Origin of the sequence: Roseateles sp. (assembly GCF_039595295.1) — a bacterium.
Taxonomy (GTDB): domain Bacteria; phylum Pseudomonadota; class Gammaproteobacteria; order Burkholderiales; family Burkholderiaceae_C; genus Roseateles.
This window is the reverse complement of record NZ_JBCNLU010000019.1, coordinates 30,133-48,762: the sequence shown is the minus strand read 5'-3', so window position 1 is coordinate 48,762 and position 18,630 is coordinate 30,133. Positions and strand designations below refer to the sequence as shown.

Annotated in this window: 12 protein-coding genes and 3 pseudogenes; 3 read left to right on the top strand and 12 right to left on the bottom strand. The window is 62.4% G+C overall.

The genetic code is table 11. The features are described 5' to 3' along the window. Window positions 1–47: 47 nt before the first annotated feature. From ABDW59_RS15070 to ABDW59_RS15060, 3 genes and pseudogenes are all read right to left on the bottom strand, one after another. Window positions 48–1,304: a glycosyltransferase family 4 protein gene (locus ABDW59_RS15070; RefSeq protein WP_343630653.1), complete on the bottom strand. Its 1,257-nt coding sequence runs from the start codon at window positions 1,302–1,304 to the stop codon at window positions 48–50. Further along, window positions 1,304–2,785, bottom strand: a complete 1,482-nt coding sequence (locus tag ABDW59_RS15065; protein WP_343630652.1) for an HlyD family type I secretion periplasmic adaptor subunit — start codon at window positions 2,783–2,785, stop codon at window positions 1,304–1,306. The genes ABDW59_RS15070 and ABDW59_RS15065 overlap by 1 nt, the downstream gene beginning before the upstream one ends. Next, window positions 2,782–4,890 (bottom strand): annotated as a pseudogene (locus ABDW59_RS15060) (type I secretion system permease/ATPase); the annotation flags it as partial. The gene ABDW59_RS15065 and the pseudogene ABDW59_RS15060, both read right to left, overlap by 4 nt. Before the next feature lie 604 nt (window positions 4,891–5,494). On the opposite strand from ABDW59_RS15060, the pseudogene ABDW59_RS15055 reads away from it, so the two are divergent. Then, a pseudogene (locus ABDW59_RS15055) lies at window positions 5,495–5,662 on the top strand (IS3 family transposase); the annotation flags it as partial. A gap of 43 nt (window positions 5,663–5,705) precedes the next feature. Here ABDW59_RS15055 and ABDW59_RS15050 read toward each other — a convergent pair. From ABDW59_RS15050 to ABDW59_RS15030, 5 genes and pseudogenes are all read right to left on the bottom strand, one after another. Continuing rightward, window positions 5,706–6,399, bottom strand: a pseudogene (locus tag ABDW59_RS15050) (IS66 family transposase); the annotation flags it as partial. Between the two features lie 47 nt (window positions 6,400–6,446). Next, window positions 6,447–6,824: a hypothetical protein gene (locus tag ABDW59_RS15045; protein ID WP_343630651.1), complete on the bottom strand. Its 378-nt coding sequence runs from the start codon at window positions 6,822–6,824 to the stop codon at window positions 6,447–6,449. A gap of 1,760 nt (window positions 6,825–8,584) precedes the next feature. Further along, complete coding sequence (locus ABDW59_RS15040; RefSeq protein WP_343630690.1) at window positions 8,585–9,547, bottom strand: AAA family ATPase; 963 nt, start codon at window positions 9,545–9,547, stop codon at window positions 8,585–8,587. A 27-nt stretch (window positions 9,548–9,574) separates the two neighbouring features. Further along, window positions 9,575–11,488 carry a hypothetical protein gene (locus tag ABDW59_RS15035; protein WP_343630650.1) on the bottom strand — a complete coding sequence of 638 codons (1,914 nt, stop codon included), beginning with the start codon at window positions 11,486–11,488 and terminating at the stop codon, window positions 9,575–9,577. Continuing rightward, window positions 11,485–12,270: a hypothetical protein gene (locus ABDW59_RS15030; RefSeq protein ID WP_343630649.1), complete on the bottom strand. Its 786-nt coding sequence runs from the start codon at window positions 12,268–12,270 to the stop codon at window positions 11,485–11,487. Before ABDW59_RS15030 ends, ABDW59_RS15035 begins: the two co-directional genes overlap by 4 nt. A 149-nt stretch (window positions 12,271–12,419) precedes the next feature. On the opposite strand from ABDW59_RS15030, the gene ABDW59_RS15025 reads away from it, so the two are divergent. Next, window positions 12,420–12,980, top strand: a complete 561-nt coding sequence (locus ABDW59_RS15025) for a helix-turn-helix transcriptional regulator (protein ID WP_343630648.1) — start codon at window positions 12,420–12,422, stop codon at window positions 12,978–12,980. 195 nt (window positions 12,981–13,175) lie between these two features. Here ABDW59_RS15025 and ABDW59_RS15020 read toward each other — a convergent pair whose 3' ends face one another. Next, complete coding sequence (locus ABDW59_RS15020) at window positions 13,176–13,571, bottom strand: VOC family protein (RefSeq protein WP_343630647.1); 396 nt, start codon at window positions 13,569–13,571, stop codon at window positions 13,176–13,178. 63 nt (window positions 13,572–13,634) lie between these two features. After that, the gene (locus tag ABDW59_RS15015; RefSeq protein WP_343630646.1) at window positions 13,635–14,498 is read right to left on the bottom strand and encodes a LysR family transcriptional regulator; all 864 of its coding nucleotides are present in this window, start codon (window positions 14,496–14,498) and stop codon (window positions 13,635–13,637) included. Between the two features lie 97 nt (window positions 14,499–14,595). Between ABDW59_RS15015 and ABDW59_RS15010 the strand changes: the two genes are divergently transcribed. Further along, complete coding sequence (locus ABDW59_RS15010) at window positions 14,596–15,540, top strand: DMT family transporter (protein ID WP_343630645.1); 945 nt, start codon at window positions 14,596–14,598, stop codon at window positions 15,538–15,540. 192 nt (window positions 15,541–15,732) lie between these two features. Here ABDW59_RS15010 and ABDW59_RS15005 read toward each other — a convergent pair whose 3' ends face one another. Together ABDW59_RS15005 and ABDW59_RS15000 are read right to left on the bottom strand one after the other, a co-directional pair. After that, window positions 15,733–17,646, bottom strand: coding sequence for a S8 family serine peptidase (locus ABDW59_RS15005; RefSeq protein ID WP_343630644.1), 1,914 nt, complete (start codon window positions 17,644–17,646; stop codon window positions 15,733–15,735). A gap of 17 nt (window positions 17,647–17,663) precedes the next feature. Then, window positions 17,664–18,356 carry a PEP-CTERM sorting domain-containing protein gene (locus tag ABDW59_RS15000; RefSeq protein WP_343630643.1) on the bottom strand — a complete coding sequence of 231 codons (693 nt, stop codon included), beginning with the start codon at window positions 18,354–18,356 and terminating at the stop codon, window positions 17,664–17,666. Window positions 18,357–18,630 lie beyond the last annotated feature (274 nt).

The following is an 18,630-nucleotide window of genomic DNA, read 5'->3' as shown; positions in this document are numbered from 1 at the left end:
GCTGCAAGAATTCTTGAGCATCCATCAACGCATCCCTTAGCCGCCAGCTAGCCCAGGCAAAGTACTTCAAACGCTTCCATCCCGTGCGCAAGCCCGAACGTTGTTACTCGTCCACGCGAAGCTTCACGCAACTCTTGTCGATCGCCCTGCGGCAGACCGATGGTTTCAACCGTCCGCCGTATCAACTGGTCGCTCTCATACAACCGTACAAGTCTCCCGCTGACACCGTCCTCGACAACCTCCCTCACCGGCGCTGTATCCGACCCAATCACGGCGCACCCGGTTGCCATCGCCTCCAGCATCGACCAGCTCAGCACGAAGGGATAGGTCAGGTACACGTGAGCGGCTGATATCTGCAGCACGCGCTTATAGATCGCATAAGGCACCCTGCCCAGGAAGTGCGTCCGAGACGGATCCAACCTCCCACCAACCTCTTCCAGCATCGTTTCGCGCCAGGTCTTGCCACCCTTCGGCGCTCGGCCATAGCTGACCTCATCTCCCCCGACGATGACCGTGTGGCAGGTCTTGTGCTCTTTCTGAATGGATGGCAACGCCCGCATGAAATGGTGAAAGCCGCGATACGGCTCCAGGTTGCGCGCGACGTACGTGATCACCGGATCCCCCGCCTTGAGCACCGCCCCGTTGGGCATCGTCATTCGCGCCTCCGGGTCTGGCCTCAGACCCTCAAGGTCAATTCCCTCATGCGCTACCGTGATCTTGTCGAGGTACGCCTTCGGATGCTGCGCCTTCTGCCACTGCGTGGGACTGATCGCCGCGTCGCAGTTCTCGAGGTTGAGCAGGTGCAGCGCATTCCACGCCCGGATTCGCGCACGGTCATCGAAGGTCACCGGGAACTCCGGATCAAAGCCGATGTCTGCACCCGCCCAGTTCGGGTCCATTCCATTGCCATCGGGCGGCGCGTTGTAGAACCACTCGCAGAAATGGACCAGGCGGGCGTTCGGGAAGACGTCCTTCGCGTTCAGCGTCTCCCCCCATCCGGGATGCGCCAGGATCACGTCCGGCGAGAAGCCCTTGGCTTTGAGCTTGAGCAGCAGCCGCGCCACCGCTTGGCCGTTCAGCACTGCTTCTTCCATGCGGCGCAGGTAGTGGTGCTGTGTCGGACTCACCTCGCGATGCGGCTTGTAGCGAATCAGCGTGAGCCTGCCGTCGCGCTCCAGCTCGGGCATTCCAGGCGCCGTTGCCTGTCCGATGCCCAGAACCTGCCAGCCGGGGCGCTGCGACCAAGCCTTCACAACATGTCTGAACTGGCCGGGAAAATTCTGATGGATGACGAGCACACGCATCAACGCTCCCTCATGCTTTCCTGCACGTGCTGCTGGACGGGGTTGAAGAGGTACTCGATGACGCGACGTCGCCCCGTCTTCACCTCCGCGGTCACATTCATGCCGGGCGTCAGCTTCACCGGCTTGCCGTCCACGTCGATCGCCCCCTGGCCCAGCACGAGGGTCGCGGGGAAGATCGCCCCCCGCTTCTCGTCATTGACCGCATCGGCCGACACACTCTTCACCGTGGCGGACACCGTGCCGTAGCGCGTGTACGGGAATGTCTCAAGCTTGATCTCGGCCTCCTGCCCCGCGCGCACGAAGCCGATGTCTTTGTTCTCAAGCACCACTTCGGCGGTCACCTGAGCCTCGTCGGGCACGAGCACCAGCAGCACCTGCGCCTCGGTCACGACGCCGCCAGCCGTATGCACCGCGAGCTGCTGCACCGTGCCGTCCACCGGGGCCGTCAGGCGAGTAAGCTGGTTACGCTTGTTGGCCTTCGCTCCCTCTTCGGCCAGCTGCTTGAGCTTCAGATCCGCCTGCGCTTCGCGGTCGCGGAGCGTGCGCAGCGTCTCGGCCCGGAACGCCGCAGCCGATCCGCGCGACTCTGCCAAGGCGGCTTGCGCTTCCCGCTGCCGAGCCAGCGCCGTTCCCAGGTCCTTCTCTTGTTCCACCCGCTCCCGCGTGCGGTCCTGACCAGCGTGTCCGGCGATGAAGCCCTGGTCGCTCAGAGCCTTGTAATCACGCTCTCGCTGCTGCGCCATCGGCACCGTGCTTTGGAGCTTCTCGACCACTTGCCGGGCTGTGGCGATCTCAGCCTCGCGCCGCTCCAGTTCTGCTTGAAGCTTGGCCAGCTTGGCCGAAATGTCCGCCCATTCGCTTTGCAGCTGAAATCGCGCGCTGTCTGCATCCTCTCGCGGAATGGACTTCGTCGCCTCTGCCGCCAGAACTGGCGCGCCGCCCGAGGCCAGCGTCTGCAAGAGCGCCCGCGCTCGCAGCACTTCCGACAGCGCCGCGACCCGCTCCTTCTCGACCCGATGGCTGTCCGCTTCCGTCATCGTCGAGTCGAGCGCGATGAGCAGTTGCCCCGCCTTCACCTTGTCGCCGTCCTTGACGAACACCTCGCGCACCACACTGGTCTCCAGCGGCTGGATCGTCTTCGTTCGGTCGCTGACGATGACCCGCCCCTGCGCCACCGCGACGATATCGATCTGCCCGATCAACGCCCACGCTAGCGCGATCACGAACAGCGCGCAGATAGCGATCGCCGCACGTCGGGGGGCGGGATGCGGCGGTGTCTCTTGGAGTTCCAGCGCCGCAGGCAGGAAGGCGCGTTCATCGGCCAGCCGGCGCGGACCGGCCAGCTCCTCTCGGCGCTCCCACGCTGCCTTGAACACCGCCGCATAGCGCGCCAGCAGTTCCCGGACCGGATGGCGCGGCTTCTCGGGGGCATCGTCCGGAGTCGTCGCGCCCTGCCGTACCTGCATCGATTCGGCGCTCATTCCGAGCCTCCTTCGCCCTGCATGCGCCACAGGTGCGCGTAAAGCCCCTGGGGCATGGCGATCAGCTCGTCATGACTGCCCATCTCGGCGATACGCCCCTTCTCCATCGCGATGATCCGATGAGCGTGTCGGACCGCGCTCAGCCGATGCGCAATGATGAACACGGTTCGCCCCTGGCAAATCGCGCGCATGTTCTTCTGGATGATGGCCTCGCTCTCGTAGTCGAGCGCGCTGGTGGCTTCGTCGAAGATCAGGATCCGCGGCTGCCCGAACAGCGCCCGAGCAATCGCGATCCGCTGGCGCTGTCCGCCGGAAAGCCCGGTTCCCTGCTCGCCGACCACCGTGTCGTATCCCTCGGGAAGCTCGGCGATGAAGTCGTGCGCGCCGGCGAGCTTGGCCGCATGGATGACAGCCTCGATCGGCGCCGCAGGATCGGCGATGGCGATGTTCTCGCGTACCGAACGATTGAAGAGCATGTTCTCCTGCAACACGACGCCGACCTGGCGACGCAATTGCGTTGCGTCGGCCATGGCGATGTCCTGGCCGTCGATCAGCACGCGCCCCGCTTCAGGCACGAACAGCCGCTGAAGGAGCTTGGTCAGTGTGCTCTTGCCCGAGCCACTGCGTCCCACGATGCCGATCACCTCACCCGACGCGACGGACAGGTCCACGGCGTGAAGCACCGGCTGGGCATCGGGGCGATAGCGGAAGGTCACGTTCTCAAGCATCACATCACCGCGCACGCGCGGCATCGCGCCAGCGCTCTGCGGGCGAAGCTCGGTGCGCGTGTTCAGCACGTCGCCCAGCCGCGCCATCGAGATGCCGGTCTGCTGGAAGTCCGTCCACATCTGCGCAATGCGCATGATCGGCTGCGCGACACGGCCGGCAAACATGTTGAACGCGATGAACTGACCCACGCTCAACTGGCCCTCGATCACGAGCTGCGCACCCCACCACAGGGTCGCCGCGTTGACGAGCTTGCCGATGAGGTTGATGCCCTCGTTGCCGTACTGCGCGAGCGTCTGGGTGCGGAACGACGCCGACACGTAGGCGGCCAAGTGCTCGTCCCACTTGCGCGCCATCTGCGGCTCCAGCGCGCTGGCCTTGACCGTCTGGATGCCCGTCACCGTCTCGACCAGCAGGCTCTGGTTCTCAGCGCCGCGCGCGAACTTCTCGTTGAGCCGGCCGCGGAGTAGCGGCACGATCGACAGGCTCAGGATCAGGTACAGCGGCAACGAGATCAGCACGATCAACGTCAGCGTGGCGCTGTAGCTGAACATCACCGCGATGAAGATCACCGAGAACAGCACGTCCAGCACGAGCGTCAGCGCATTGCCTGTCAGGAACTGGCGGATGTTCTCCAGCTCGCGCACCCGGGCCACCGAATCGCCGACCCGTCGTGCCTGGAAGTAGGCAAGCGGCAGGCTCAACAGATGACGGAACAGTCGGGAGCCTAGTTCCACGTCGATGCGACTCGTCGTGTGGCTGAAGACGTAGCTGCGCAGGATGTTCAGCGCGCTCTCGAACAGCATGATCACGACCAGCCCGATGACCAGCACGTCCAGCGTGGTCAGGCCGCGGTGCACCAGCACCTTGTCCATCACGACCTGGAAGAACAGCGGGCTGACCAGCGCGAAGAGCTGCAGGAACAGCGAGATGGTCAGCACCTCGCCCAGGAGGCGGCGGTGCTTGACGATGCTGGGGATGAACCAGGAGAAGTCGAACTTGGTCAGGTCACCTGCCAGACTCGCGCGGCTGGTGATGAGGATCAGGTCCCCGGTCCATTCGGCGGCGAAGACCTCGACGGACTCGATGGTCGGACGGGCAGACTGTTCGTCGCCGGACGGGTCCATGAACAGCACGCGCTTGCCGTCGCACTGGGCCAGCACCACCGTCCGGCCATCTTGCAGCGTCGCCAGCGCGGGGAGCGCCGCCAGGGAAAGGCGGTCGATTGTCGTGCGGGAGGACTTGGCTTTCAGGCCCAGTCTGCGAGCGGCAAGGAGCAGGTCCCGGGTCGTGGGCAGATCACTGGCGCCAAGGCCGAGCAAATGCCTGAGCGACGGCGCATCGGCCGCCACGTGATGCATGCGCGCGACGATGCAAAGCGCACGCAGCGGACCATCGGGCCGCCCCGTCGTCGTTGCCGACTCGCTGCCCCCCGCGGCTTGTTCCGGCCATGCGGCGGCCGAACCGGGAGCGCCTGAGAGCGCTTCCGCCGTTCCCTGAATTGAGACCATCCCTGTTTGCCGTCTGTAGCGGCTTTGTTAATCGGGATGGATGCTAAGGGCGCTCTGCGACCGAGACCGCCCCTCTTTGGAGGGTGTTGTTTCCTCGTCAAGACACCGTCAATGGAATGCTCTGCCTAGGACGAGTTCCCGAAGCCTGCAGCGTCTACGCGCTGCCCCGGAGTGGACGAACGCGCATCTAGGGCCGGCGGGCTTGTGGTGCCTTCACGATGCGCTTTCTCAGCCTTAACGCCGTCCCCGCGGGGCTGCCGCCCAGCGCCCTCTTCACTGCGGCAGGCCCACACGAGGATCTTCAGCGCTTGCAGCATCACGTTGTTTGAGTAGACGAGCGGCACCAATATTGATCCTCCCGATAGCCATACTTTGAGTAGCCCCCGCGTGTGGTCGCACGAGATTCCCAGGAGCGGATGGGTTATCCCGCAGACACTAACCCCGGTGGCTGCATTGAAACCGAGCTCACCCCTACTGGCGCCACGCTGCTCGTCAGCGCGACCCGGCGCTGTGCTCGCGTCGCGCGCAACGCGATGCGGGCCTGATGCCTCAGGTCCGGCGTGTGTGGCAGGCCAACATGCAGGTCTGCGGAGTCGACAAGGCCTGGCGGCAGCTCAACCGTGAAGGCGTGGCGGTGTCTGGATCAGGCTCAAGATGGCTGCAGCTCGCTGCCCGATGAACTCAATAGCGGTGGCCGCCAAGGTGCACTTGTTGGTCAAGTGCAGCTCCACGAACTTGCGGCGCGCGTGGGCCATGCAGCCCACCTCGGTGATGCCCCCATCAAGGAACAGCGCCTTGTAGCCGGCATAGTCGTCGCAGACGAGACTGCCCTTCCAGGCACCCTCGGCGCCGTGCTCGAGAAAGGTCCATGGATGCTGGCCCGAGCGGCTCTCGGTGAAGTCGTAGACCACCGCCCGCATTGTCTCGAAGGCGCCGCTGGCGAAGGCCCAGAGATACGCGCGATGCGTCTTGCCAGTGCCGGGCGCCAGCATGGCCACCGGCGTCTCGTCTGCGTGCAGCACCGGCAGCCGCAGTAGGTCAGCCTTCATGGCGTCACCAACGGCTGCACGCGGACGCCGCACACGCCTACCCAGGCAGCCAACGTTGAGCGGGGGATGGCCAGGCCGGCGCGCTCGAAGATAGCTTCCTGGCGGTAAAGGGTAGGTGGTCCGAGTGCTTGGCGACCAGCACATGGGCGAGCAGGCCGGACGTGGGCAAGCCCTTGTCGATGATCTCTGCCGGTACCGGGGCCTGGGTCAACGTGCGGCACTTCGCGCAGGCCCACTTGCCGCGGACATGGCGCTCCACGGTGAAGCTGCCAGGCGTGTAGTCCAGCCTCTCGCTGACGTCCTCGCCGATGCGCGTCATCTGGCATCCCACCGATGAGCTGACCTGAAACTGCTAAAAGCCAGTCTGTGGGTGCATCACGTGTGGCTGTTCCACTGCTGCAGGTCGAGCCTCACCTGTTCTTCCAGCCTGATGACCAGCTGCAGCGCGAGCTTGCTGGCCTCAGGCAACCGAGACTTCGACGATACGCGCTGAAGCTGTCGGGCCGTTTCTCGGAAGTCGTCGCACGGGGCGAGCAACCGCTCTCCGGGAAGTTCCATGGCAATACCCAGCCGGATGGCCTCGGCTCTCATCGAGAGATCCCGAGCCAGCTCACGGATGAGCCCAACCTTTGATCGCTGAAGGTCCTTGGCGATTGCGCCTGAGAAGTGGTCGATGTGAAGAACGGCTCGCGCCACACGCTCTCCGGCTTGTTGTCTGGCAGCGTCGGCCGGGAAGTTTGCCAATCCACTCATCGTTGGAAGTTCAGGCGGCCCTGAACCATTAGGATCTCGTGCGATTCGCCGCGCATGCTTGCGGATCGACTTCTCTCATCGTCGCTCCGCACGATGAAATCCACCCACAAGATGGCCACCCCAATTCGCCATGCGCTCCGTTTGACCTGCGGCTGCCGAAATTGCATCACGTTGACGGCTAGTGTTGACGACTCAGTCAAGACGATAGCGGGTTCCTAGAGACTTCGGGCTCAACCACGCCATCCCCTGACAGTCCGGCGCCCCCTCCACCTCAACGACTCCCCGTCGATCCGAATCGACTTCCAAGAACCTCATCACAAGGTCTTGACCAGACCATGTCAACATAATGGTGTTCCTCGTCCTCATAGAGAACTGGAGTTCGTCAGTTTCGAAGTCGGATGGAGCATGAATCATATGCTCTCGTTCGCAAGAAAATTCCCTAAGCCGAAGAATGTAATTCTTCACCCAAATGTCAAGTAACTTGTCCAGGAAGAGTGCCAGAGGAGCCGCCAGCGGCGCTATAAGCTGACGTAAATGCTCTTCTTGCCGTGAGCTGAGAATCGGCCGGCCACACACTGGTGCAACCGGCCGGCGCATAAGCTGCCGTTGTTGTGGGGCTGCACGTGGTTTCGCGGGTTTGGCCAACCCCCAACTCGCGGCCCATGAAACATCCCCCATACAGACAATTCCGGAAGTGTTTCGAGGCTCTAATAGATCATACAGGGCTTCCACAGCCAAGCAATGGGAGCAGATCGCACCTTTCTGCCCCCTCGTGGCAATCATCCGCAAGGGGTGCGCCGCGTCGAGCTTTCCTTGCCAGCCATAGGGTGAGTGAATCATATAGCGGCCCCTTAGTGCCGCTGCGGCGCGCAAGCATGAGCGGTGCCTCCAGCGGCGCCTGGAATACTCCCGCGAGAGCTGCTGCCTCCAGTCCGGCGCCCGGATGTCATAAGCAGCCTGCCAAACTCTAATCGCAAGCAGAGTTTCAAAATCAACTCCTTCGGGATAGGCGATACCCTCGAACTGTTCTCGCACGTTCTCATGCGTGATCGAGGCAATTCGAGAATCCTTGCTCGCCCCGTAGAAAAATGCACGCAAAAGCCGCCCTGTCGATTTACCAGCCCCCTTAAATATAGTTGTCTTGGTCGTCGTGACCTGCTCAGCCAGCACTCTCACCGAGTCCACTAGCGCCTGCGCATGTCGTGCAATCGTCCCCGTTTCGGAGCGGGTAGGATATCGACATCCCAGGTCTCGATAGTGTTCAATGAACTGATTCATCCATCCGTACACCCCATCACCTAAGGCGGCCCATCTTTCACTTCTTCTCGCCAATGGGGTCAGCGCCTGCTCGTGGTGCACAAAGCAGTGCTCTAGACAGGGCCATTGATGAAATGCGGAATGATAGCCCCGAGCGAAACATTTTCGGCAGACCGTTAGGTCTGAGAAATTCGGTTCGCAAGATCGATCGAGGGTTCGCATCGCCTCTCGAAGTACGTCATTGGTTTGCAAAGACATGCTCTTCATTCGTGCATCCGTTACACCGACCAAGCGGCCAAGCCCGCGGAAATCAAAATCTGCGGAAAGGATGCAACGCCCGCCAGTTCCGGTCCCAGATTTAAAATCACGCATCAAACGTGAGAACTGAGCGACGGAAATATGATTCGCGAGGCAGTATTTCGTCCCAAAGGATACAATCGACTCAAACGGCCAAGGGCCTCCCCATGCACTGGCACTTACGAGACCTTTATTAGTCGAATTATTCAACACTCTTCAGTCTCCGCGACACCGCTGCTACGAAGCTTGAGCCAGTATTCAAAGCGAGTCTCAATGACTGAAGATTGAATTAGTTCATCACTCACAACGCATCTCTCTAGTTTTTGTTTGGCGAGTGCATTCAATATTTTTGTGACGAATCTTGTGATCGCTCTCATCGGGATCTCGCAGTCCGCCGCTCCAAAGTTGTCAGAGATCAACTCAAAGCATTGCCATATCTTTTTGGAGTGATCGGAGAGAGATATGTGAGCCGCATCATAGTTGGAATAGAATTTGATACCGGGCGGGGATTCAACACTATCGAATCCTTCAAGGCATTCTCGCAACGATTCGTGGCTGGTTATCCCGGGAAACTCTAGAAGATTCTCCGTATAGCGCAGCGGAAGTTCTACGAGCCCGGCGTCAAGCAGTTTTGTTTCAACGTGAACGAGTTCCGGCTGACCAACCTGAAGCAGGAATAGTCGAACATCCCGCTTTTCCATTTCATTCCCCAGGTTCTGCAACCACGCGTAGTGGAGCGGCAGCATCTTCTGTGCTTCATCCAGAAAAAGAATGAAGGTGTATGAGCCGGACCGAATGGCACGGTCGCACAAGAAGTTGCACAGACGAGTTCTCTTATCACCGGCGTTGCCAGATTGGTGGCGATGCTTAACCGATTGAAGGAGATAGGAGAAGAACTTCTGATCTGTGAGCTGCTCGCCTCCGCGAATTGGCACATGCGCCGAAGGCACCGACCCGATGACCTTATGAATATTCTTAAGGACCCATTTTGTCGCCATCGTTTTGCCCTGGCGAGAAACGCCGTAGACGATGCCCCCTAACGCGCCGTCGCACAACCACTCTGTTAACTTCTCAAGTAGCAATACGCACGGGTCTGTGGCGATGCAAAGACCCTTTCCGCTATTTACTCGCTGCGTCAACTGCGCGCGCTTGAATTGATCCTCGAACATTGCTTCCACATTGCGTCCTTAATGATGCTACTTGCCAACACCGATACGCTTCAAAAAGTCCTTAAACTCGGGGTTGGCGCGTTTTCGCGCATCCTCCTTCGTCTGCTTGGCAGCACGAGGCGGCGAAACTTGTTTCGGCGTTGGGTCTACCGAACCCCCTGTGGGCGCCGTTCCTAGCTGGTTGCGCGTCTCTTCCTCCTTCGTTGTCGCGGCTGAACTCCTCTCATACTTCCGAGTATTTTCCTCAAGCGCCAAATGCAAGGCCAAATGGATATCGGAAGAGTTCCGCTGAAAGCTGCGATTTGGGGTTTGTCGTTTTGATTCTTTGACCTCCATATAGGTTTTTCCAACCCTATGAGGACCTTGCCGCTTTACTAAGCCAAGCGATTCACCGGTAGATGCAAGTATTACCTCCCCCTCGGCTACATCCTGCGAATCGAGGGCCAGTATCACCCCTTGGTCAAGCAATCCTGCCCGACTCGAAAGAGCGGATCCGACATAATCCCCATGATGTCGAATCACCCTCCGACCATCCTTTTCACGAATCGTCGCGGCCGCGAATACATCATATTTACCCAAGGATTCCCGAATTCTTTCGTCGACCTTTCGCAATATCTGATTTGAGTCTCGTGCGCGCCGAAGAAGAATTTCGTTCCTTGTAAGTGACGAGCCTGCAGGGCGGCTGTTGTTGTATCTCGCCATATAGATATCAACAGCATCCATCAGCATGGGGAGTGGCATTAGATAGCGGTCGTCAGCTTGGCGCCTTGGATCTTGTGGGCTCGAGCCAGTAGTAGACTTTAGCCAGTGGAACCCACCTTCTTCAAGAATATTGAAGAATTGCTCGATGTCTGGCCGCGAATCCGGCTCAGCAATCGGGCCCTGCACTGATGTGCAGCCCACAAAACGCTCCAGAAAGCCCATCGTCATATGGGATGTATGAGAAGCGGCGCCGTCAAAGTGAAATTCGTCGAAACAAATATATGTCAGTTCGTCTGAATAGCCGCTAGGCAGCGCGTCGCCATCAGCGTAGCTCAGCCCGGGGGTGCTCAACTCTCTGCGCGTCCAAGGAATGAGAGCGCTGCGGACGGCCCGTATCACATCACTCGAAGCGTAGTTCTCACCAAACGCAATCGAATAACCTAGTGCAGCCGTCGAGCTAGTGTCGAGTAGCGCGATGATCCACACGCGATCGCAAGGAATTCTCAGTATTGAAGTATTGCCTCGCGTGGATAGCTCTATCGTCAGTTTTTGATCGATAAAGTGTCCATCCATTTGCACGCATGACCAAGGAACTGCAGTGGAGCCCTTGACTGCTTCGATCAATTCCCTGGCAAGCTCCCGTGCTCGCGCAGCTGCCCGCCGTTCCCGCTCTCGCTCGGACTTAACCCATCGCTTTAGCGCCACCTCGCCCTCCGAATTCGAGGTGAATGGGTAGTTCGGCGCTTTGATGCCGCTGCCTTCACAAAGAGTGTGAAAGAACTTCAGCTGCAATGACCAAGGGAGCATTTGAGATCTCGAATCGCCTGGCAATTTTCCTTGTGTTGCCATCGTTCGAAGGCTCTTGGCGATATCTGGATGCTCTTTTAGCAACGCTTGAAATGCGCCTGATTTGGATCGCCGGCCTTTCGTTTTCTCAGGGTTGTTGGCCCTTTCTATCGGACGATGCACGCCCTTGATGATTGCCGCCCAGCCCATGGGAGTTCCATCTGCCCCTTTAGTTCTCGCGCGTCGGATCGCCTCATACAATACATCCCGACTGATGCCGCACATCTCTTCAATGCTAGTTACGGCTGTTCCTGAGGCGTAAAGATCGATTGCGCGCTTGATTTTCTTCGCGCGAGCCTGATGATTTATATTGATCTGTTCTAGTTGAATTCCACCCCAGGTTAGAACCTCTTCCTGCTGGAGCGACTCCGGCCTTCGATAGGTTCTTTTCATATTGGTCGAATCTCCTCCGATTTGGTGGGTGGGCGCAAGATTTCAGGTAGAAGTATCTTCGGCAGAATCTCCTTTCCTCGATCAGTGCCAATTGGCTCGAATCTACTTAGCTCCGTCAACTGATCAAATTGCCGCACACCAATATCTGAGAAGATGGCATGCGTCAGTATTAGGTGCGCCAACGCCCCATAGATATTTTGATGTGTGCCGACTTGGCCCAGCAAAGCGGATACCGTCATCCGCCTACGCATTCCAAGTTCGTGCAGCATTTGCTTGCAGACTTTTGAATCCACCACGGCGTGTGAGGGGCCGCAGAATTGGAGCAACCTGCTTAAGTTCTCAAAGTAGGTTTGGTAGATTCGAAAGTGCTCTCGCTGAAGATGCTCGAAGTGCCACGTTCGCGCCTCACAGGCATTGACCCATCCGGTCGCGTGCCGGGCATGGTCCTCGTCTTCGCGCTGAACCAGGAAGATGGTCAAGCGACCGTTTGGGTCAACTGCAACTGCGTCGGGACAAGATTCAAAGGCCACGTCGTGCACCGCGAGCGCAATTGGCGGGAAACTGACGTTGATACGCGGCAACCGCGGACTTGCCTCCAACGCGACCCATAGCCAATAGCGGTCTCGCTCTCTAAGGTGAACGCGACGGCCGAGCTTGTTTGAGTGGCCAAAGAAGTACGTGGACTTGGAGCTGTCTCGCAACTGAGGCTTGAAGCTCAAGAGTTGATCGGTTGAGACCGTGGCTGCGGTGAGCAACCTTGGCGAATCTTGCGCTACTGCCATCGGCAACTCCTCGTCGTGCCGCACCTGTGCCATCATTCGTGTGCGCGGAGAATATCTAGTTGGCACATGTTCTCCGAAGCGGTGCGACGGCTACCGCATCGTCTCCAAAGCGAATGATCTTCGCTTCCTGGTCTCACGCCTGAATAGATATGGAAAATACTCTTGACAGCATTGCCAAGCGATTCAGCTACGCAATGGCGCAATCGGAGTTGAGCATTAATGAGTTCGCAAGGCGGGCAGAAACAAGTGCCGGCTTTGTGAGCGAAGTCTTGCGTGGGCTGAAAAGGCCGGGCCTGGGGCTGCTAGAAGCAGCCCACCGCGAGCTAGGTGTCTCGCTAAATTGGCTGGTAGCGGGTGAGGGGGCGATCTATGCCGCTCCGCCACTTGACGTCGAGAAGTTCCGAGCCAAGCGGTTGGAGGTTGCGCTTGCTAAGGCTGCGGTAGTCGATGGGGATGCCGTAGCGAAGCGACTGCTATCGTCCAAGGGCCATTGGGCGGCTACCGATACAGAGGCGGCCGACTCTAGCCTGCGGGCCCTGCTGGAGAAACTGGCGCGCGTCGACCCGGTGTTGGAGGTCACCCTGGAGCTGTTCAACGCACAAGCGGACGCGGACATGCCAACCACCTTGCTCGCCGCAGCGCAGGCCTTCGAGGCCACGATGCTGGAGGCTGACAGGTTCATGCAGCGCCTGCCCAGAGGTACCCCCTAGGCCCGCCAGACCAATCTTGTTGGCAACTTGTGGTTCGAAATCGCCACTTGTTGGCAATTTTCGGTGTGGGCGCTCGACGACTAAAGTTGCCTACAACCTCGTCACTCCTAAGCGAATCAAACACTTAGCGACGAACAGTTGAGGGGTGTTTTCAGTTCGCGATCGTGCCGCGCGTGCGCCGAGCCGCGCGATGCCTCAGGCGAGGTACTCGGAGATCTCGATCAGATTCAGATCCGGGTCGCGCAGATAGACCGAGGTGATCTTGCCGGTCGCGCCGGTGCGCTGCACCGGACCCTCGATGATCTTGACGCCCGCGGCGTTCAGGCGCTCGATCACCTGCGCCAGCGGGATGGCCGCAATGAAACACAGGTCCAGGGCACCCGGCACGGGCGTATGGGCCTTGGGCTCGAACTCGCGGCCCTTCACATGCAGGTTGATCTTCTGGTGACCGAAACGGAACGCGCGTCGCTCGACCGGCGGCGTGCCGCCGACGAAGGACTCCAACTGCATGCCCAGCAGCTCCGTGTAGAAGCGGATGCACTCGGCTTCGTGGCTGGTCGTGAGGACCAGGTGGTCGAGGTGATCGATCATGGCGAGCGGGCCCAGGGCGTGGGCTGGCAGCGAAAGGTCTTGCGAGTCTAGGACGCGGCCCCGCTAGCCCGTGCGCGCCTCGCGCAAGGTCGACAGCAGCATCCGGTGCAGGCTGTCGACTGCCTTCGAACCACGCGAGGCCGTGCTGCGCACCACCGCCACCTGCATCGGCGCCATCGGTCCCAGGCCGTGCTCCGCGCCCAGCAGTTGCAAATGCGACGGCGTGCTGCACTGAGTCAAGGCCGCGACGGCCAGGCCACTTTCCACCGCGGCGATCTGGCCCGCAAGGCTGGAGCTGTTGTAGACGATCTTGAACGCCCTGCCCTGCTGCGCCAGCGATTCCATCGCACTGCGCCGGGCCAGGCTGGTGGCTTCATAGACCGCGATGGGCAGCGGGTCGCGCGTCCAGATGTCGAATTGCGGCGATCCCACCCACACCATGGGCTCATGGAACAGCAGCGTGCCGCGACGCGCGTGGTCGCGCGACACCAGCGCCAGATCCAGCTCGCCGGCCGACACGCGAGGGATCAGCGAGGTCGACTGCTCGCAGCTGAGCTGGATCTCCACGCCGCCATGACGCGGCGCGTAGCGCTTGAGCACCGGCGTCAGGTAGCGACGGGCGTAGTCGTCGGGAACGCCCATGCGGACCACGCCGGTCACCACCTCCTGGCTGAGCGCGGACTGGGCCTCGCTCTCCAGCTCCAGCATGCGGCGCGCATAGCCGAGCAGGGTCTGACCCTCCAGCGTCAGCGCGAGCGCGCGCGGACCGCGCTCCAGCAAGCGATGGCCGGCGGCGTCCTCCAGCTTCTTGATCTGCATGCTCACCGCGGATTGGGAGCGGTGGATCTCCGCGGCCGCGCCGGACAGCGATCCCGCGTCCACCGCGGCCACGAAGCACTTGAGCCAGTCGAGTTGCAGGTCCTTCATGACTTTCGAGATTCGGATGGCAGGCTCGCGAATTATGCGATTTTCAGGATCGACAGGAGATCGCAGACTGCGGGCCATGAGCAGTACGAGTCCTTTGATGAGCACCGACCGCATCGCCATCGGCACCGCGTCGGCAGACTCCCTTACGGCGCCCTCCCCGCTGGACCTGCGCGCGATCGGCGTGATGGTCGTGCTCTGTCTGACCTGGAGCCTGCAGCAGATCTCGCTGAAGGCGGCCGCCGGGTCGGTCAGCCCGATGTGGATGGTCGGTGTGAGGTCGCTGATCGCCGCACTGCTGCTGGCCGCGCTGATGCGGCACCGCGGCGAGCGCCCCGCCCGCGAGCGCTGGCTGCCCGGGCTGGGCGCGGGCCTGCTCTTCGCGTTCGAGTTCCTGCTGGTGTCGAAGGCGCTGGCGCTGACGCAGGCCTCGCACGTCGTGATCCTTCTTTATGCGGCGCCGATCTTCGCGGCGCTGGGCCTGCATTGGCGCGTGCCGGCGGAGCGTCTCAGCCCGGTGCAGTGGCTGGGCATCCTGATCGCCTTCGGGGGCATCGCCACGGCCTTCCTATTCAACAGCGGCGGCGGGATCGGCGGCCACGCGGCGCTGCTCGGCGATGCCTTGGCGCTGCTGGCCGCCGTCTGCTGGGGTGCGACGACGGTGACCCTCCGATGCACCGCGCTGTCCGGTGCGCCGGCCGGCGAAACGCTGCTCTGTCAGCTGCTATGCGCGGCAGCCATCCTGCTGCCGGTGAGCCTCCTGGTCGGCGAGGCGCGCTTCGACGGCTCGCCGCAGGCCTGGGGGCACCTGGCCTTCCAGACCCTGGTCGTGTCCTTCGCCAGCTTCCTGGCTTGGTTCTGGATGCTCAAGCGCTATCTGGCCTCGCAGCTGGGCGTGCTGACCTTCCTGACGCCGTTGCTCGGCGTGTTGCTGGGCGTCTGGCTGCTCGGCGAGCAGCTGCGGACCAGCTTCGTCATCGGCGGTCTGCTCGTGGTGACCGGCATCCTGCTGGTCAGCCTGCCGCGCCACTTCTCCCGGTCGTAGCGCCCGTCGCCGATGTAGGCGGATCGGGCCGCCTCGTCGACCGGGAAGCTCAGCCGCCGCTCCTTGTGGCCATCGTCGTCCTCGAGCCTGACCACATCTCCAGGGTGAGGGCCGGTCGCGGGCCCCGCAAGCGTCAGCCGGGCGCCCGCCGCGAGGGCGAGCGCCATCAGCTCACGCGTGCTCAACAGGGCCTCAGGGCAGCTTGTTCAGCGCGTTCACCGCGTCGATCAAGCCGAAGCCGTCAAACAGGCTCCAGCCCTTGGTCGCGGCGGTGCCGGCCGGCGAGTACGGCACGACGCGCGCCGCCGGGGTCTGCTGCAGGATGGTCTTGACCTGCTTGGGCGTCAGCGTGCCGGGTCCGCCGGCCTTCTGCAGCATCAGGGCCGCCACGGCCGCGGCGTGCGGCGCGGCCGCGCTGGTGCCGAAGAAGTTGTTGAAGCCGTCGCCCTCGTAATCCGAATTCGGATAGAAGAAGGTCGTGTTGCCGCCATCCGGCGCGGCGAAGTCCGGCTTCTTGCGGAGCTCGGGCGCGGCCAGGCGGTTGCCCGCCGCGTCGAAGGCGATGGTCACCGGGCCGGGGCTGCTGAAGGACTCGAAGCGCGGCACGTACGGGCCGGCGGACACGGTGTAGCGATACGCCGCCACGCTGTTGGCGCCGGCCACCGCGCTGTGGCCGAAGGTCGTCGGGCTGGCGGTCTTCTGGAACGGCGCGCCGGCCCAGCCGTCCACGCTGAGCATGCGTACGCGCGTGGCCTGTTTGGTGCCGGCGCTGGTGCGGGCGACCATGATCCGGTAGGTCCCGGACGGTCCGCCGCTCAGGGCGATGATCTCGCTGCCGTTGTCGGTATTGAAGTTGTTGTTGGCGAAGGTGAACACGCATTCGCCGGTGTCGTCGATCAGGTAGAAGTTCAGGTCGGTCGTGACCTTGCCCTGATAGAAGGGATCGTCCCACTGCAGCAGCATGCGCGACAGATTGGCGTCATAGAACACCGGCAGCGCGTAGACCCCGCCGCCGAAGTCCAGGAAGCCGCCGCCCACGTCGGCCGCCGTGCCGCCCGAGGACGGCGAGCCGGTGCAGGCCTTCACCGAGTCCAGGTTCACGTTGCCCAGATTGGTCGGGGTGGTGGAGAAGGTCGCGACCGGGATGTCGATGGAGCCGCCGCCGCCCGCCGAGCCCTGGTTGCCGGCCGAGGAGAAGTAGGACACCTGCTTGCCCGGCAGCGTGGTGCTGTTGACCACGTCGTTGACGGCCTGGGCGATCTGACCGTCGGAGAAGAAGGGTTCGTCGAAGTAGAAGACGTCGTCGACGATCACGTCCGCGTTGCAGCGCGCGTCGGTGCGCAGGAGCCGGATGAAGCTGGCGAACGAGGCCGCGCCGGCGAAGGCCGTCGCGAAGCACTGGTCCGCCTGCGGCGCCACGTCCTGCACGATCTGCATCATGGCGCGGCCTTCGTCGGTCAGGCTGCTGGACGGCGCCAGGTCGATGACGAACTTGGGCGGACGCAGATCGCCGCTGGCGATGTCGTCGGCGGCGCGCACCGTGGTGAAACTGGGCAGCGAGCCGTTGTAGGAGTCGGACAGCACGCCCACGGTGATGCCGGCGCCGGTCCAGCCCGCCGCGTTGGCAATGGGGCTGCGCATCAGCGTCGCGCCCTGCGACGTCGTCTTGCCGACGTTGCGATGCGGGCGGTGGGCCATCTTGACCACGTTCAGGCCGCCGATGCCGGACACGGCGCTCAGCGATGCGACGGGCACATAGGCCGAGATCGCGCCGGCGCGGAACGCCGCGTTGACGCCGGTGATGCTGGCACCCGCGGCGGTCAGCGCGTGCTGCACGCCCTGCAGCGATGCGCCGGGCTGCACGTACACGTCGACCAGCACGCGGCCTTGGTCGTCGGTCATCGCGCCCGGCTCGGCGTGCATGGTGTTGGCCACGGACAGGCGCGCGGTGCGACGCACCTGCTGCTGGTCGACCAGGTCGGACAGCGCGCCGTCCAGCTTGGCGTGCTGGGCCTGCGCGGCGCCGCAAGCGGCGAGCGCCATCAGCGCGGCGAGGACGCGCAGACGGGGAAGAGAAGGAACAGACTTGCGAAGGGAAGTCGTCATGAAGCGTCTCCTGAGGGTCAGGCGTTGACAGCGGCGGCCTTGGCGGCCTTGCGACGGCGGATCAGACCGGCTGCACCCAGGGCCGCACCGGCCAGCAGCAGGCTGGCGGGCTCCGGCACGGCCGCGGCGGCGCCGGTCAGGACGATCTCGTAATCGCCGAACTCCTGGGAGATGCTGGTCCAGGCATCGAGCGCGCCTGTGTTGATGGCGGCGACATTGCCGCCCTGCCCCCACAGCGACGGGAAGATGGCCGCGCCGCCGCTGCTGGGCGTGTAGCCCGCGCCCGCGATGGCCAGGTAGTAGAGGCCGCTGACGGTCGGGATGTAGTTGGCAATGGTGGACTGCGGGCCGCCGAAATCGCCGTCGTCATCGTTGGCGAACAGGCCCTTGCCGGCGGCGTCGAAGAGATACAGCACCGTGTCGAAGGCGTTGTAGGTGAAGCTCGACAGCGTGGTGGTCGCGGTGAACGCGGTGCCTGCCGTCAGGTAGATCGCGAACAGGTCGGCCGAATCGATGCCGCCGCCCAGGCTGCCGCGGATCGCGTCGATGGTGCCGGCGCCCGAGACCGGCGTGGCGGTGGCGACGAACTTGCCGGCATCGCTGCCGCCCTCGTTGAAGACCGCTTCGGCATGAGCGCTCGTGACGGCGCCGAAGGCCAGCATCGCTGCCGGCAGCCAAGCCTTCTTGAAGTGCTTGAGACTCTTGGACATCAGGGATCTCCCTCGGTGGTTGGGAAGCGTCGCCCCGGCGGGTCGCCAGCGGCGAAACGGCACGAGGATGGCCCCTGCATGACATGTGCCACCGAGCATCCCCAACATTAGGGAGACGACCGGGAACCCGCATGAACACGGGGCTGCCGGACCGTACGCGCTCATCGTGAGCCGTACGAAAAACGCCCTCGCGGGTCTCGCGAGGGCGTGGTGTAAAGCGGACCGACTCCGGGTTTCCGCTGGTGTGTCGATTGCCCGCGCGCGAGGCCAAGCC